Below are 13,440 nucleotides of genomic sequence, written 5' to 3' on the forward strand. Positions count from 1 at the left end.
CAGCGCCCCTTGGCCGGTCCGGGAACTACACGTCGTCGGTGAAGCCCAGCGCGTCGGACTCCCACATCAGGGCCTCGTACGACTTCCGTCGCTCTTCCATCTGTCGTTGCCGGAAAGCGAGGACGTCGCGGAGAAAGAGGCGCCGGTGGCTCCCGACCCGGTGGGACGCGATCGACCCGTTCTCCACCAGACGGACGAGTGTGGGGCGGGACATGCCGAGCAGTTTCGCCGCCTCGGTCGTCGTCAGTTCGCGGGAGATGGCGCTGATCGCGACGCCGTCGCCGCGGGCGAGCATCGCCGAGATCTGATGGAGGACGTCGAACATCTGGGCGGGAACCTCGACCTCTTCGCCGTCCGCAGAGACGAGGCGGGCCACGCCCCCGCCTGCGGCAAGGGGGTGCCGCACGAGGAACTCCTCCATGGCGGCTGCCTTCCGGCGCTCCGCTCCCTCGGTGGGCATGACCGAGGCGGCCATGCCGGTGCTGAGGCTCATGACGGCTCCCTGTGGCAGACGTGGCTCGCGTCCCAACCGTTCGGACTGACACCATCGTCGCTTCCAAGTGCAATATCCGCAACTGGCTTCGGTTGTTTCACCTGATGATGTCCTAATCCCCGATCGATGGGGACGAGGATGACTACTGGTCATACCGATGGGTAGTCTTCGCGGCATGACCGCCAAGGTGACGCTGTCGTTCTCCGACGAGACGATCGAGGAGGCGCGCCGGTTCGCCAAGCGGGAAGGGCTCTCCCTCTCCGCCTGGATGGACCAGGCCGCCCGGGAGAAGGCGCTGCGCGAGGTCTTCACCGCGCACGCCGACGCGGTCGGCCGGGCCGGCCTGGACCTGGAATCCGCCGCCCTGGCCGACGCCCAGGAGGCCGCGCTCGTCGACGACGCCCTGTTCGGCGGGCGTCCGCGTGCTGCGTAGGGGCGAGGTCTGGCGCATCTCCGGCGCCCGGGAACGGTTCGGCCTGGTGATCAGCTCCGACGTCTACAACGCCACGGCGGTGCCGATCGTGATCGTGGCCGAGGTGGTCGAGGAGTCGCTGCTGCGCGACTCGCCGCTCGCCGTGCGGATGGGCCCGTACGTGGTGATGCCCGACCGGATCTCCTCACCGATGAAGAAGTGGTTCACCGAGTGCGTGGACGTGGCCGACACCGAGACCATGCAGCGGGTCGGCCGGGCGCTGCGGATCCTCCAGGAGCTGTGACCGTCTCACCGGCGCCGTCCGGCGGACGTGCGATCTCCGTTGCCGGGCCGACGCGCGCGGGGCACGCCGGGGAAACCACGGGCTGAGAGCGTCCCCCTCGTCATCGACGAGGAGGAGTCGCCCGTGAGCACGCTCGTTTCCGCACCGACCACGCCGCCGGCCACCACCGCCGGCCGGCTCACCGAATGGCGGCCGGAGGATCCGGCGTTCTGGGCGGCGGGCGGCGCCCGGGTGGCCCGGCGCAACCTGTACGTCTCGATCTTCGCCGAGCACGTCGGCTTCTCCGTGTGGAGCCTCTGGTCCGTCACGGTGCTGTTCCTCGGCCCCGAGTACGGCATCGACCCGGCCGGGAAGTTCCTGCTCACCGCCGTGCCGGCCGCGCTGGGTGCGGTGCTGCGGCTGCCGTACACGCTGGCCGTGGCCCGGTTCGGCGGCCGGAACTGGACCATCGTGAGCGCCCTGCTGCTGCTCGTACCGGCGGTGCCGATGGCCGTGCTGATCGAGCCCGGGGTGTCGTACGCCACGCTGATGGTGCTCGCCTGCCTGTCCGGCGTCGGCGGCGGCAACTTCGCCTCGTCGATGGCGAACATCAACCTGTTCTTCCCGGAGCGGCTCAAGGGCCGGGCGCTGGGGCTCAACGCCGGCGGCGGCAACCTGGGCGTACCGGCCGTGCAACTGGTCGGGCTGGCGGTGCTGGCGACGGCCGGCGCCGCGTACCCCCGGCTCGTGCCGGCGGTCTACCTGCCGCTGATCGTGCTGGCCGCGCTGGCCGCGGCCCGCTGGCTGGACAACGTGCCGGGCGCGCGCAACGAGCCGGGCGCCCTGCGCGCGGCGGCCCGCGACCCGCACACCTGGGTGATGTCGGTGCTCTACGTGGGCACGTTCGGCTCGTTCATCGGTTTCGGGTTCGCCTTCGGCCAGGTGCTTCAGCTCCAGTTCCACGACCGGTTCCCGACGCCCGTCGACGCGGCCTGGCTGACCTTCCTCGGCCCGCTGATCGGGTCGCTGATCCGGCCGGTGGGCGGTCAGCTCGCCGACCGGCTGGGCGGGGCCCGGGTGACGTTCTGGAACTTCGTGGCGATGGCCGCCGGCGCCGGGCTGGTGCTGTACGCCGCCCGGGAGCGGTCGTTCCCGCTCTACCTGGCCGGGTTCCTGGCGCTGTTCGTCTTCTCCGGCATCGGCAACGGCTCGACGTACAAGATGATCCCGGCGATCTTCCGGGCCCGGGCCGTCACGGAGAGTGAGCTGACCGGCGACCCGGAGGCGGCGCAGCGGCGGGCCCGGCGCCTGTCCGGCGCGGTGATCGGCATCGCCGGCGCGGTCGGCGCGTCCGGTGGGGTGCTGGTGAACGTGGCGTTCCGGCAGTCGTTCCTGACCTCCGGCACTGCCGACGCCGCCTATCTGGCCTTCATCGGCTGGTACGCGCTCTGCTTCCTCGTGACGTGGGTGGTCTACCTGCGTCCCGGGCCGCGTACGCTGGTCGGCGTGTGACCTGTGCCATGACGACCCCGCAGGCCACGCGCGGCGCGACCCCGTTTTGACCTGCCGCCGGGCGGCCGGGTATCGTTGCCTGCTGTTGTACGACATTCTTAGGCGTGCCGCATCAGGTACGCTTGGTCGTTCGTGCGCGCTGGTCCGGCTGGGAACTCCTGGTCACCTCGGCGCGCGACCCCAGACCGACGACGAGACAAGGTAGACCTGTGCGTACGTACAGCCCGAAGCCGGGTGAGATCGAGCGTCAGTGGCACGTCATCGACGCCTCTGATGTCGTGCTGGGCCGCCTGGCGACCCACGCCGCCACGCTCCTGCGTGGCAAGCACAAGCCGACTTTCGCGCCGCACGTCGACACGGGCGACTTCGTCGTCATCGTGAACGCGGGCAAGGTCGCGCTGACCGGCAACAAGCGCCAGACCAAGGTCGCTTACCGCCACTCCGGTTACCCGGGTGGTCTGAAGCGGGTCGGCTACGACGAGCTGCTGACCAAGCGGCCCGAGCGGGCCATCGAGCTGGCCGTGAAGGGCATGCTCCCGCACAACAAGCTGGGCCGTCAGCTTCTCAAGAAGCTGAAGGTCTACGCCGGTGCCGAGCACCCGCACACCGCGCAGCAGCCGGTGCCGTTCGAGATCAAGCAGATCGCGCAGTGAGCGCGGGCGAAGGAAGCAGCATGACCGACATCACCGCCACCGAGGTCGCCCCCGAGGCCACCGAGGCGCCGGCGCCCGTCGCGCGCGCGCCCCGTGGTGACCGCCCGATCCAGACCGTGGGTCGGCGCAAGGAAGCCATCGTCCGGGTCCGGATCGTGCCGGGCACCGGCAAGATCACCTGCAACGGCCGCGACCTCGAGGCCTACTTCCCGAGCAAGGTGCACCAGCAGCTCATCAAGGACCCGCTGGTCACCGCCGAGAAGCCCGAGGCGTTCGACGTGATCGCCAACCTGCGTGGCGGCGGCACCACCGGCCAGGCCGGCGCGCTGCGGCTCGCCATCGCCCGGGCGCTGATCGTCAGCGAGCCCGACGACCGCCCGGCCCTGAAGAAGGCCGGCTTCCTGACCCGTGACGCCCGGGTCAAGGAGAGCAAGAAGTACGGCCTCAAGAAGGCCCGTAAGGCTCCCCAGTACTCGAAGCGCTGATCACCACAAGCGTCTTGTACTTCTGACGGACGGCCGGTTCGCCTCCCCTTCCGGGAGGCGGGCCGGCCGTTCCGCGTTTCTCTCCTCTCATCGGCAGTTCCACGGAGGTTGGCGGGTATGGGCCGGTTGTTCGGCACGGACGGCGTACGCGGGCGGGCGAACGCGGATCTCACCCCGGAGTTGGCGCTGGCGGTCGCGGTGGCCGCGGCCCACACGCTGGCCGAGACCGACAAGAGTCATCCGCCGCTCGCGGTGGTCGGCCGGGACACCCGGGCCAGCGGCGAGATGCTGGAGGCGGCGGTGGTCGCCGGGCTCACCAGCGCCGGCGCGAACGTGGTCCGGGTGGGCGTGCTGCCCACCCCGGCGGTGGCGTTCCTCACCGCCGAGATCAAGGCCGACCTGGGCGTGATGCTCTCCGCCTCGCACAACCCGATGCCGGACAACGGCATCAAGCTGTTCGCCGCCGGCGGGCACAAGCTGCCCGACGAGATCGAGATGCGGATCGAGGAGGCGGTGAAGGCCAATGCCACCACCGCCTGGAAGCGCCCGATCGGCGCCGGCGTGGGCCGGGTCAACGACCTGCTCGACGGCGCCGACCACTACGTCCAGCACCTGGTCGGCACCGTGCCGCACCGCCTCGACGGGATCAAGGTCGTGGTCGACTGCGCCAACGGCGCGGCGGCCGACGTCGCGCCGGTCGCCTACCGGGAGGCCGGCGCCGAGGTGATCGCCATCCACGCCGAGCCGGACGGGCTCAACATCAACGACGAGTGCGGCTCCAACCACATCGACGCGCTGCGCGCCGCCGTGGTCGAGCACGGCGCCCACCTCGGCATCGCCCACGACGGCGACGCCGACCGCTGCGTCGCGGTCACCGCCGACGGCGACGAGGTCGACGGCGACCAGGTCATGGCGATCCTCGCGCTGGCCATGCGGGACGCCGGCGAGCTGACCCAGGACACCCTGGTCGCCACCGTGATGAGCAACCTCGGCCTCCGGCTGGCCATGTCCGAGCACGGCATCCGGCTGGTCGAGACCAAGGTCGGCGACCGGTACGTGCTGGAGGAGCTGCGCGCCTCCGGCCTGGCGCTCGGCGGCGAGCAGAGCGGGCACATCGTGCTGCCCGCGTACGCCACCACCGGCGACGGGGTGCTGACCGGCCTGCACCTGATGGCACGGATGGCCGCCACCGGCACCTCGCTGGCCGAGCTGGCCGCCGTGGTCACCAAGCTGCCCCAGGTGCTGATCAACGTGCCGGTCGGCGACCGTACCGTCGGCGCCGCCGCACCCGCCGTCCGGGCCGAGGTCGAGCGCGCGGAGGCGGAGCTGGGCGAGACCGGCCGGGTGCTGCTGCGCCCCTCCGGCACCGAGCCGCTGGTCCGGGTCATGGTCGAGGCGGCCACCGAGGACACCGCGCGCGAGGTCGCCGAGCGCATCGCCGAGCAGGTCCGCACCGCCAGCCCGGTCGCCTGACGCCACACCGGGTCGCCTGAGCCACGCCGCCCGCCGGGATCTCCTCGGCGGGCGGTTCAGTTCGCGCGCAGGCGGCGCAGCCGGGTCACCGCCTCGGCCAGCACCTCCGGCCGCTTGCAGAACGCGAACCGGATCAGCCGGCGGCCGGCCTCCACGTCGTCGTAGAACACCTGAGTGGGCACCGCCACCACACCGCAGCGCTCGGGCAGCGCCCGGCAGAACTCCACCCCGTCCCGGCCACCGAGCGGCGTGACGTCGGCGGTGACGAAGTAGGTGCCCTCCGGCGCGAGCACGCCGAACCCGGCGTCGGCCAGCCCGGCGGCGAGCTGGTCCCGCCGCCGTTGCATGTCGTCCCGGAACCCGGTGAAGTACGCGTCCGGCAGCCCGAGCGCCACCGCCACCGCCGGTTGCAGCGGCCCGGCGTTGACGAACGTCAGGAACTGCTTCACCCGCAGCACGGCGGCCACCAGCGGTGCCGGCCCGCTCACCCAGCCGACCTTCCAGCCGGTGCAGGAGAACGTCTTGCCGGCCGACGAGATGCGCAGCGTCCGCTCCCGCATGCCCGGCAGCGTGGCCAGCGGTACGTGCGGCGCGGCGGCGTCGGTGAACACCAGGTGCTCGTAGACCTCGTCGGTGACCGCGTACACGTCGTGCTCCCGGCACAGCCCGGCGACCACTGCCAGCTCGTCGGCGGTGAAGACCTTGCCGGTCGGGTTGTGCGGCGAGTTCAGCAGCACCATCCGGGTACGCGGCCCGAACGCGGCGCGCAGCTCGTCCGGGTCGAACGCGTACCGGCCGTCGGCGCCGGGACGCAGCGTCACCGGGCGGCGGACCGCACCGGCCAGCGCGATCGAGGCGGCGTACGAGTCGTAGTACGGCTCGAAGCAGATCACCTCGTCACCCGGCTCGCACAGCGCGAGGATGCTCGCCGCGACCGCCTCGGTGGCGCCGGCCGTCACCACGATCTCGCCGTCCGGGTCGTACTCCAGGCCCCAGAACCGGCGCTGGTGCTCGGCGACGGCGGCGCGCAGCGCGGGGATCCCCGGGCCGGGCGGGTACTGGTTGTGGCCGGTACGCAGCGCCTCGGCCGCGGCGGCGAGCATCTCCGGCGGGCCGTCGGTGTCCGGGAAGCCCTGCCCGAGGTTGACCGCGCCGGTACGCACGGCCAGCGCGGACATCTCGGCGAAGACGGTGGTGCCGAACGGCCGCATCCGGGCCACCAGGGGATCGGTCGTCGTCACGGCGGCCAGCCTACGGCCCGCCGCCGACTGCTCACCAGCCGAAGCAGGTCGCGCCGTACTCGCCCGAGTCCGTGGAGACGACCTTGCCGTTGACTGTGATCCGGCAGGTCACGTCGCCGGACTCGACCGGGCTGGCGATGATCTGCACCCGCTCGCGGTCGTTCGCCGTGAAGCGCAGCCGCCAGGGTGTGTCCACGGCGCCGGGCTGGTGGAAGTTCGCGTCCGCGTCGTAGAACTGCACCTCCGCCTCGCCGTTGGTGGCGGTCACCTCGTACAGCACGGTGAACCTGCCGGGCCCGCCGGACGGGGTGGTGGCCGGTCGGGCCGGGGGACGGGTGGGCTCGTCGGCCCACCCGTCGGGCTCGCCGTACAGCGGGTCGTCGTACCGCTCGCCGGAGGCCGTCCCCTCGCTCATGGCCCGGCCGAGGAAGGACAGCCCCACGCAGCCGCAGACGATGAGCGCCAGGACTGTGACGATGCCGATCACCAGGCCGATCGCCCAGCCACCGCCGCTGCGGCGCGGCGGCATGCCCGGATACGCGTACGGCGGCGGGTAGGGCCCGGGCGGGTAGGCGCCGGGTTGGTAGGGGCCGGGCGGGTAGGCGCCCGGTGTCCAGGCCGGCTGTGCCGGGAGGTCCGGGGTGCCGGGTCGGGACGGCCACCCGGGCGTGCCGGGGGTCTGTGGGTCGCCGGAGGCCGGCGGGACGGCCGGGCGCGGCGTGGCGGCCGGGTCGGCCGGAGCCGCCCACCCCGGTTCGCCCACCGGCCGGCCCGTGTCGCTCGGAGACGTGGCCGGGCCGGTTCCGGACGCGCTCTCCGGGCCGGGTGCGGCCCAGGGGCTCGGAGCCGGGGACGGCGACCAGGGCGCGGGTGGCGTCCACGGCTGCGGGGCGGCCAACGGGTCCGGCGGCGTCCAGGTGGAGGGCGGCGGCGTGGCCGGTGCGGCGGTCGGGTCGCTCGGTCCGGAGGCCGGTTCGGGGGCGGGGGTCGTCTCGGACATCGGCTCAGCTCACAGGGGTACGGCGCGGACGACCGCGGAACGGTGGGCCCGGGGGACGGCGCCCGGCCTCAATGTAGGCGGTGGCGGCCAGCCGTGCGGTCCCGGCCGGCGGTCCGCGCGCCGCGTCCCGTACCGGTCCGGACGGGTGGAACGACCGGGATGGTGCTTTGTCCGGTAATGGCAACCCCGACGTTCGGTTCGCTCAAATTCAGTGATCGTTAACCGGCTTTCCGAGCACGCACGATGAGCGAAACTCGGTTAGGCTGCGGACCATGTGTGGAATCGTGGGTTACGCCGGTGCGCGCCCGGCGCTCGGCATCGTGCTTGACGGACTGCGGCGTCTCGAATACCGCGGCTACGACTCGGCCGGTGTCGCCGTGGTCTGCGAGGACGAGCTGCTGACCGAGAAGAAGGCCGGCAAGCTCGCGAACCTGGAGAAGGTCCTCTCCGAGCGGGCGGCGGACAACCCCGAGGACTGCGCCGCCAGCCCGATCGGCATCGGCGACGGCACCACCGGCATCGGCCACACCCGGTGGGCCACGCACGGCGGCCCGACCGACCGCAACGCCCACCCGCACCTCTCCCCGGACGGCCGCGTCGCGGTGATCCACAACGGCATCATCGAGAACTTCGCGAAGCTCCGCACCGAGCTGGAGGACGAGGGGGTCGAGTTCGCCAGCGACACCGACACCGAGTGCGCCGCGCACCTGATCGCCCGCGCGCTCGCCGACCTGCGCTCGGCCGGTGAGACCGACAGCCCGCAGCTCCTGGCCGCCGCCATGCGCGTGGTCTGCGCGCGCCTGGAGGGCGCGTTCACGCTGCTCGCCGTCGACGCCGGCATCCCCGGCGCGGTGGTCGGCGCCCGGCGCAACTCGCCGCTGGTGGTCGGCCGTGGTGACGGCGAGAACTACCTGGCCAGCGACGTCGCCGCGTTCATCGAGCACACCCGGGACGCGGTCGAGCTGGGGCAGGACCAGATCGTGCTGATCACCCCGGACACCATCGACATCACCGACTTCGACGGTCAGCCGGCCAGCGGCAAGGACTTCCACATCGACTGGGACTCGTCGGCCGCCGAGAAGGGTGGCTACGACTGGTTCATGCTCAAGGAGATCGAGGAGCAGCCGCAGGCCATCGCCGACACGCTGCTCGGCCGGCTCACCGAGAGCGGCGAGATCGCCCTCGACGAGGTCCGCCTCAGCGAGCAGGACCTGCGCGACGTCGACAAGATCTTCATCGTCGCCTGCGGCACCTCCTACCACGCCGGCCTGGTCGCCAAGTACGCGATCGAGCACTGGACCCGCATCCCCTGCGAGGTGGAGCTGGCGAGCGAGTTCCGCTACCGCGACCCGGTGCTGGACCGGTCCACGCTGATCGTGGTGATCTCGCAGTCCGGCGAGACGATGGACACGCTGATGGCGCTGCGCCACGCCAAGGACCAGAAGGCCCGCGTGCTGGCCATCTGCAACACCAACGGCTCCACCATCCCGCGCGAGTCCGACGCGGTGCTCTACACCCACGGCGGCCCGGAGATCGCTGTCGCCTCGACCAAGGCGTTCCTCACCCAGGTCGTGGCCTGCTACCTGATCGGCCTGCACCTGGCCCAGGTGCGCGGCATCAAGTTCGCCGACGAGGTGGGCGCCGTGGTGGCCCAGCTCCAGGAGATGCCCGGCAAGCTGCGCGAGCTGCTGGACCGGATCGAGCCGGTCCGCGAGCTGGGGCGTGAGCTGAAGTCCGAGCCGACCGTGCTGTTCATCGGCCGGCACGTGGGCTACCCGGTGGCGCTCGAAGGCGCGCTGAAGCTCAAGGAGCTGGCGTACATGCACGCCGAGGGCTTCGCCGCCGGCGAGTTGAAGCACGGCCCGATCTCGCTGATCGACAAGGGCACGCCGGTCATCTGCATCGTGCCCTCGCCGGTCGGCCGCGGCATGCTGCACGACAAGGTCGTCTCCAACATCCAGGAGGTACGCGCCCGCGGCGCCCGCACCATCGTGATCGCCGAGGAGGGCGACCAGGCGGTGGTCCGCTACGCCGACCACCTGATCTACGTGCCGCGTACACCGACGCTGCTGGCGCCGCTGGTGACCACGGTGCCGTTGCAGGTGCTGGCCGCCGAGATCGCCGCCGCCCGCGGGCACGACGTCGACCAGCCCCGGAACCTGGCCAAGTCGGTAACGGTCGAGTAGCCGATCTCGTCCACGGTCCCTCCGCCCGTCCACCGGGCGGGGGGGACCGCGCCGTCTCTGCCTGCTCACCGGCCCAGCACGATCCGGGCCATGCCGTCCAGCGCCGGGTTGTCCGGATCCCAGTAGCCGGTGTGGCCGTGCGGAGCGCTCGGGAAGCGCCGGCCGCCGAAGCCCGGCGCGCTCGGGTCGGCGCCGAACCAGAGCCGCTCGCCGTGCCCGTCGAGCACGGCGAGCGCCGGACCGAGCGGCGTACCGGCGAGCAGCGCGCGGCGGGCCAGCTCGTCCGGCGGGCGGGCCAGCCGGATCACGTCGTCCGGCGCGGTCGACGACCAGACCTGACCGGCGGGCATCCGCAGGTCGGCGGCGTGGTCGACGCCGACCCCCGGCGAACCGACGAAGACCAGCGCGTCCGCGCCCAACCCGTGGTCGCGGGCGGCGGCGCCGACCACGAGCGAGCCGTAGCTGTGCCCGAGCACCGTCTGCCGGGCCGGTGAGCCCTCGTGCGCGGCCCGCAGCCCCTCCTGGAACCGGTGCAGCGCCGGGCCGGCGTCCTCGGCCTGCCGGGTGCCCGCCGCCTCGGTGAGGAAGTCGGGCGCGTCGTAGTCCAGCCAGAGCACCGCCGCCGCCTCCTCGCCCGGCCCGAGCGCCGCGCACCGCTGCAACACCCGGGCCGCCCGGCCCAGCTCGGCCGGCGCGTCGGCGAGATCCGAGGTCATGCCCGGGACGTAGGTGAGCACCGAGGAGGCGCGGTCCGGGTTGCCGAGCGCCACCACCGCGCGGCCGTCGCCGGCCGGATCCAGACCCAAGAGGTACGCCCGGGGCGCCCCGCCCGCGGCCAGCCGCTCGGTGAGCCCGTCCAGCCCGCGCAGCGACGCCTCGACAGCGGCGAGCCGGACCCGCCGGGACGCCTCCAGCGGCCCGGCCGGAAGCGGGTGCCGCAGCGCGAGCCGCCGCACGAGCAACTGCTCCCGCCGGTCGCCGAGCAGCAGCCGGTTCGCCTGGTCCCGGGCGGCGGCCGGAAGCCCGTCGAGACGCCCGATCCGGTCCGGTTCCCGCCCCACCAGCCAGCGCCGCTCGGCCGCGCTCAGACCGGCCCACCAGCGGCTCACCTCGGCCGGACCGGCACCGGGCCCGGGCCGCCACGCGGGCGGGACGCTGACCCAGCCGCGCACCGCTGCGGTGGTCAGTTCCGCCAGCCGGCCGGCCGCCTCCCGGTCGGCGGCGCCGGCGAGCGTCAGCGCGCCCTGGATGCCGGCCCGCGCGTGGACCACGGCCGGTCCGGTCTGCGCCACCCGGGCCGGATCGGGCCGGACCGCGCCGGTGCGGTCGACGCGCAGGCCACCGGACTCGGCGCGGGCCACCTCGGCGCCGAGCCGGGCCTTCGCCGCGCCCAGCCGGGCACCGAGCTCGGCGAGCACCTGGTCGACCTCGACCAGTGCGGGAAGCACGTCGGTGAGGCCGGTGCGCAGTTCCCCGATCCGCCGCTGCGCCGCCGCCGAGGCCGTGCCCGACCACCCGGGGCGGAGCGCGCCGATCCGGGCGGTCAGCGCGTCGGCGCGCTGCCGTACCGGCCCGGCGAGGTTCCGCCACGCCGTCCCGGCGGTGGACCAGGCACCCGGGTCGGCCCGCCAGAGCTGCGCGTAGCCGACCGGCACGTCCGCCGCGCCGGCGGGACCGCCGCTCACCGGAGCACCCCGGTGAGGCGGCGGGCGGCGCGTTCGTCGACCGCCTCGTAGCCGTCCGCCCCGCTGCGCAACGCCTGAGCGGTGTCGGCCACCCGGGCGCCGAGCGCGCCGGACCAGCGCCGCACCGCCGCCTCCAGGTCGCCCAGCGCGACAGCGGATCGCCAGCCGTCCGGTGCCGCCACCAGCAACGACTCCGGCGCCGCGCCTGGCCCGCGGGCCAGCCGGTACGCGTCGTCGGCCAGCTCGCGCGCCACAGTGCGCAGCAGCTCCGGGTCGACGTCGAACGGTCTCTCCACCACGTGACCTCCCTCGCCCGGCGCCACCGGCCGGCTCCGGACACCGGGACGCTAGGCGGCACCCGGCGGTGGCCGCCGACCCCTGTGGACAACGGCCGGGGTTTTCCACAGGGCGTTTCCGCCAGGCGGTCCGCGGCGCGTACCGCCGGTAGGGTGAGGCCGTGATCGGGGGAGCCGCGGGCGGAAGCTGAGCCGGGCGCGACGAGCGGGGTGGGGTGGCATGAGACAGGTGTGGCGTGTCGCGGACGTTCGCGCGGCGGAAGCGGGCCTGATGGCCACCCTTCCGGCCGGCGCGCTCATGCAGCGGGCCGCGGCCGGGCTGGCCCGCCGCTGCGCGTTGCTGCTCGCCGACCGGGGCGGTGTCTACGGCGCCCGGGTGCTGCTGCTCGTCGGGTCCGGCGACAACGGCGGCGACGCCCTGTTCGCGGGCGCGCACCTGGCCCGCCGGGGCGCGGCGGTGACCGCGCTGCTCCTCGCGCCGGGCCGGGCGCACGCCGAGGGCCTGGCCGCCCTGCGGGCCGCCGGTGGGCACGTGGCCGACCGGCCGCCCGCGGTGGTCGACCTGGTGCTCGACGGCATCGTGGGCATCGGCGGCACCGGAGGGCTCCGCGAGACGGCCGAGCAGCTGGCCGCGAGCCTGACCGGGCAGCGCGGGCGCGACGGCACGCCCGCCACGGTGGTCGCCGTCGACGTGCCGAGCGGCGTCGCTGTCGACACCGGCCACGTCCCGCTCACCGACGCCGGGCGGCCCAGGGCGGTCCGCGCCGACGTGACGGTCGCCTTCGGCGCGCTCAAGCCCGCACTGGTCGTCGGCCCGGCCGCCGAGCTGGCCGGAGAGGTCGAGCTGGTCGACATCGGGCTGACGCCCTGGCTGCGCGGCACACCGGCGCTCCAGGTGATCGAGCAGGCGGACGTGGCCGACTGGTGGCCGCCGCTGGGCGCGTCGTCGGAGAAGTACTCCCGGGGCGTGGTCGGCGTGGCCACCGGTTCGGCCACCTACCCGGGCGCCGCGGTGCTCTCGGTCGCCGGGGCGCTCGCCGGTCCCACCGGACTGGTCCGCTACGCCGGGAGTGCCAAGGGCGAGGTGCTGCACCAGCACCCGTCGGTGATCGCCACCGGCCGGGTCGCCGACGCCGGCCGGGTGCAGGCGTGGGTCTGCGGCTCCGGCCTGGGCACCGGCGATGACTCCGCCGCCGAGCTGCGCGCGGTGCTCGCCGCGCCGGTGCCGGTGGTGCTCGACGCGGACGCGCTGACGCTGCTCGTGGACGGCAAGCTGGCCGGCCGGCTGCGCGGCCGGGACGCCCCGATCGTGGTGACGCCGCACGACCGGGAGTACGCCCGGCTCTGCGGCGAGATGCCGGGGGAGGACCGGGTCGCCGCCGCGCTGCGGCTGGCCGCCTGGATGAACGCGGTGGTGCTGCTCAAGGGCGACCGCACGGTCATCGGCACGCCCGACGGCCGCGCGTACGTGAACCCGACCGGCACCCCGGTGCTCGCCACCGGCGGCACCGGTGACGTGCTGGCCGGGTTGCTCGGTTCGCTGCTCGCCGCCGGGCTGGCCCCGGAGCGGGCGGCCGGCGCCGCGGCGTACCTGCACGGGCTGGCCGGCCGGGAGGCGGCGCGCGGCGGTCCGGTGACCGCGCCCGACGTGGCCGTCGCGTTGCGTCCGGTACTGGCCCGGCTGGGCTGATCCGGGCGGCGCCGTCCGGTGGCGACGGGCA

At 74.0% G+C, this 13,440-nt stretch carries 13 protein-coding genes; 8 read left to right on the plus strand and 5 right to left on the minus strand.

What is annotated here, in order from left to right; all coding sequences use genetic code 11:
• Window positions 1-25: 25 nt before the first annotated feature.
• A complete protein-coding gene (locus M8C11_RS12340) occupies window positions 26-493 on the minus strand; it encodes a helix-turn-helix domain-containing protein (protein WP_121685007.1) in 468 nt (155 codons plus the stop codon).
• 175 nt (window positions 494-668) lie between these two features.
• On the opposite strand from M8C11_RS12340, the gene M8C11_RS12345 reads away from it, so the two are divergent.
• The 6 genes from M8C11_RS12345 (at window position 669) to glmM (ending at window position 5,311) form a co-directional block, all read left to right on the plus strand.
• Window positions 669-926: a DUF6364 family protein gene (locus M8C11_RS12345; RefSeq protein ID WP_181726592.1), complete on the plus strand. Its 258-nt coding sequence runs from the start codon at window positions 669-671 to the stop codon at window positions 924-926.
• Entirely contained in the window at window positions 916-1,209 is a 294-nt protein-coding gene (locus M8C11_RS12350) for a type II toxin-antitoxin system PemK/MazF family toxin (RefSeq protein WP_120573117.1), read from the plus strand. The genes M8C11_RS12345 and M8C11_RS12350 overlap by 11 nt, the downstream gene beginning before the upstream one ends.
• 123 nt (window positions 1,210-1,332) lie before the next feature.
• Complete coding sequence (locus tag M8C11_RS12355) at window positions 1,333-2,700, plus strand: MFS transporter (protein WP_252449613.1); 1,368 nt, start codon at window positions 1,333-1,335, stop codon at window positions 2,698-2,700.
• Window positions 2,701-2,909: 209 nt separating this feature from the next.
• The gene (gene rplM, locus M8C11_RS12360; protein WP_013288574.1) at window positions 2,910-3,353 is read left to right on the plus strand and encodes a 50S ribosomal protein L13; all 444 of its coding nucleotides are present in this window, start codon (window positions 2,910-2,912) and stop codon (window positions 3,351-3,353) included.
• A 20-nt stretch (window positions 3,354-3,373) separates the two neighbouring features.
• Window positions 3,374-3,838: a 30S ribosomal protein S9 gene (rpsI, locus tag M8C11_RS12365; protein WP_018784602.1), complete on the plus strand. Its 465-nt coding sequence runs from the start codon at window positions 3,374-3,376 to the stop codon at window positions 3,836-3,838.
• 117 nt (window positions 3,839-3,955) lie between these two features.
• Window positions 3,956-5,311 (plus strand): phosphoglucosamine mutase, encoded by a 1,356-nt coding sequence (gene glmM, locus M8C11_RS12370; protein WP_073828911.1) that lies wholly within the window; start codon window positions 3,956-3,958, stop codon window positions 5,309-5,311.
• Window positions 5,312-5,367: 56 nt separating this feature from the next.
• Here the strand turns inward: glmM and M8C11_RS12375 are convergent, their stop codons facing one another.
• A complete protein-coding gene (locus M8C11_RS12375) occupies window positions 5,368-6,552 on the minus strand; it encodes a pyridoxal phosphate-dependent aminotransferase (protein WP_252449614.1) in 1,185 nt (394 codons plus the stop codon).
• 31 nt (window positions 6,553-6,583) lie between these two features.
• Window positions 6,584-7,552: an MmpS family transport accessory protein gene (locus M8C11_RS30410; protein WP_305884541.1), complete on the minus strand. Its 969-nt coding sequence runs from the start codon at window positions 7,550-7,552 to the stop codon at window positions 6,584-6,586.
• Window positions 7,553-7,824: 272 nt separating this feature from the next.
• On the opposite strand from M8C11_RS30410, the gene glmS reads away from it, so the two are divergent.
• Complete coding sequence (gene glmS / locus M8C11_RS12385; RefSeq protein WP_120573122.1) at window positions 7,825-9,738, plus strand: glutamine--fructose-6-phosphate transaminase (isomerizing); 1,914 nt, start codon at window positions 7,825-7,827, stop codon at window positions 9,736-9,738.
• A gap of 65 nt (window positions 9,739-9,803) precedes the next feature.
• On the opposite strand, the gene M8C11_RS30530 is transcribed toward glmS, so the two are convergent.
• Together M8C11_RS30530 and M8C11_RS12395 are read right to left on the minus strand one after the other, a co-directional pair.
• Window positions 9,804-11,423: an alpha/beta hydrolase gene (locus M8C11_RS30530; RefSeq protein WP_252449615.1), complete on the minus strand. Its 1,620-nt coding sequence runs from the start codon at window positions 11,421-11,423 to the stop codon at window positions 9,804-9,806.
• A complete protein-coding gene (locus M8C11_RS12395; RefSeq protein WP_252449616.1) occupies window positions 11,420-11,722 on the minus strand; it encodes a type VII secretion target in 303 nt (100 codons plus the stop codon). The genes M8C11_RS30530 and M8C11_RS12395 overlap by 4 nt, the downstream gene beginning before the upstream one ends.
• A 217-nt stretch (window positions 11,723-11,939) precedes the next feature.
• Here M8C11_RS12395 and M8C11_RS12400 point away from each other — a divergent pair, with 217 nt between their 5' ends.
• Complete coding sequence (locus M8C11_RS12400; protein WP_252449617.1) at window positions 11,940-13,409, plus strand: NAD(P)H-hydrate dehydratase; 1,470 nt, start codon at window positions 11,940-11,942, stop codon at window positions 13,407-13,409.
• Window positions 13,410-13,440 lie beyond the last annotated feature (31 nt).

The sequence above is a fragment of the Micromonospora sp. CPM1 genome, assembly GCF_023896895.1.
Classification (GTDB): domain Bacteria; phylum Actinomycetota; class Actinomycetes; order Mycobacteriales; family Micromonosporaceae; genus Micromonospora; species Micromonospora tulbaghiae.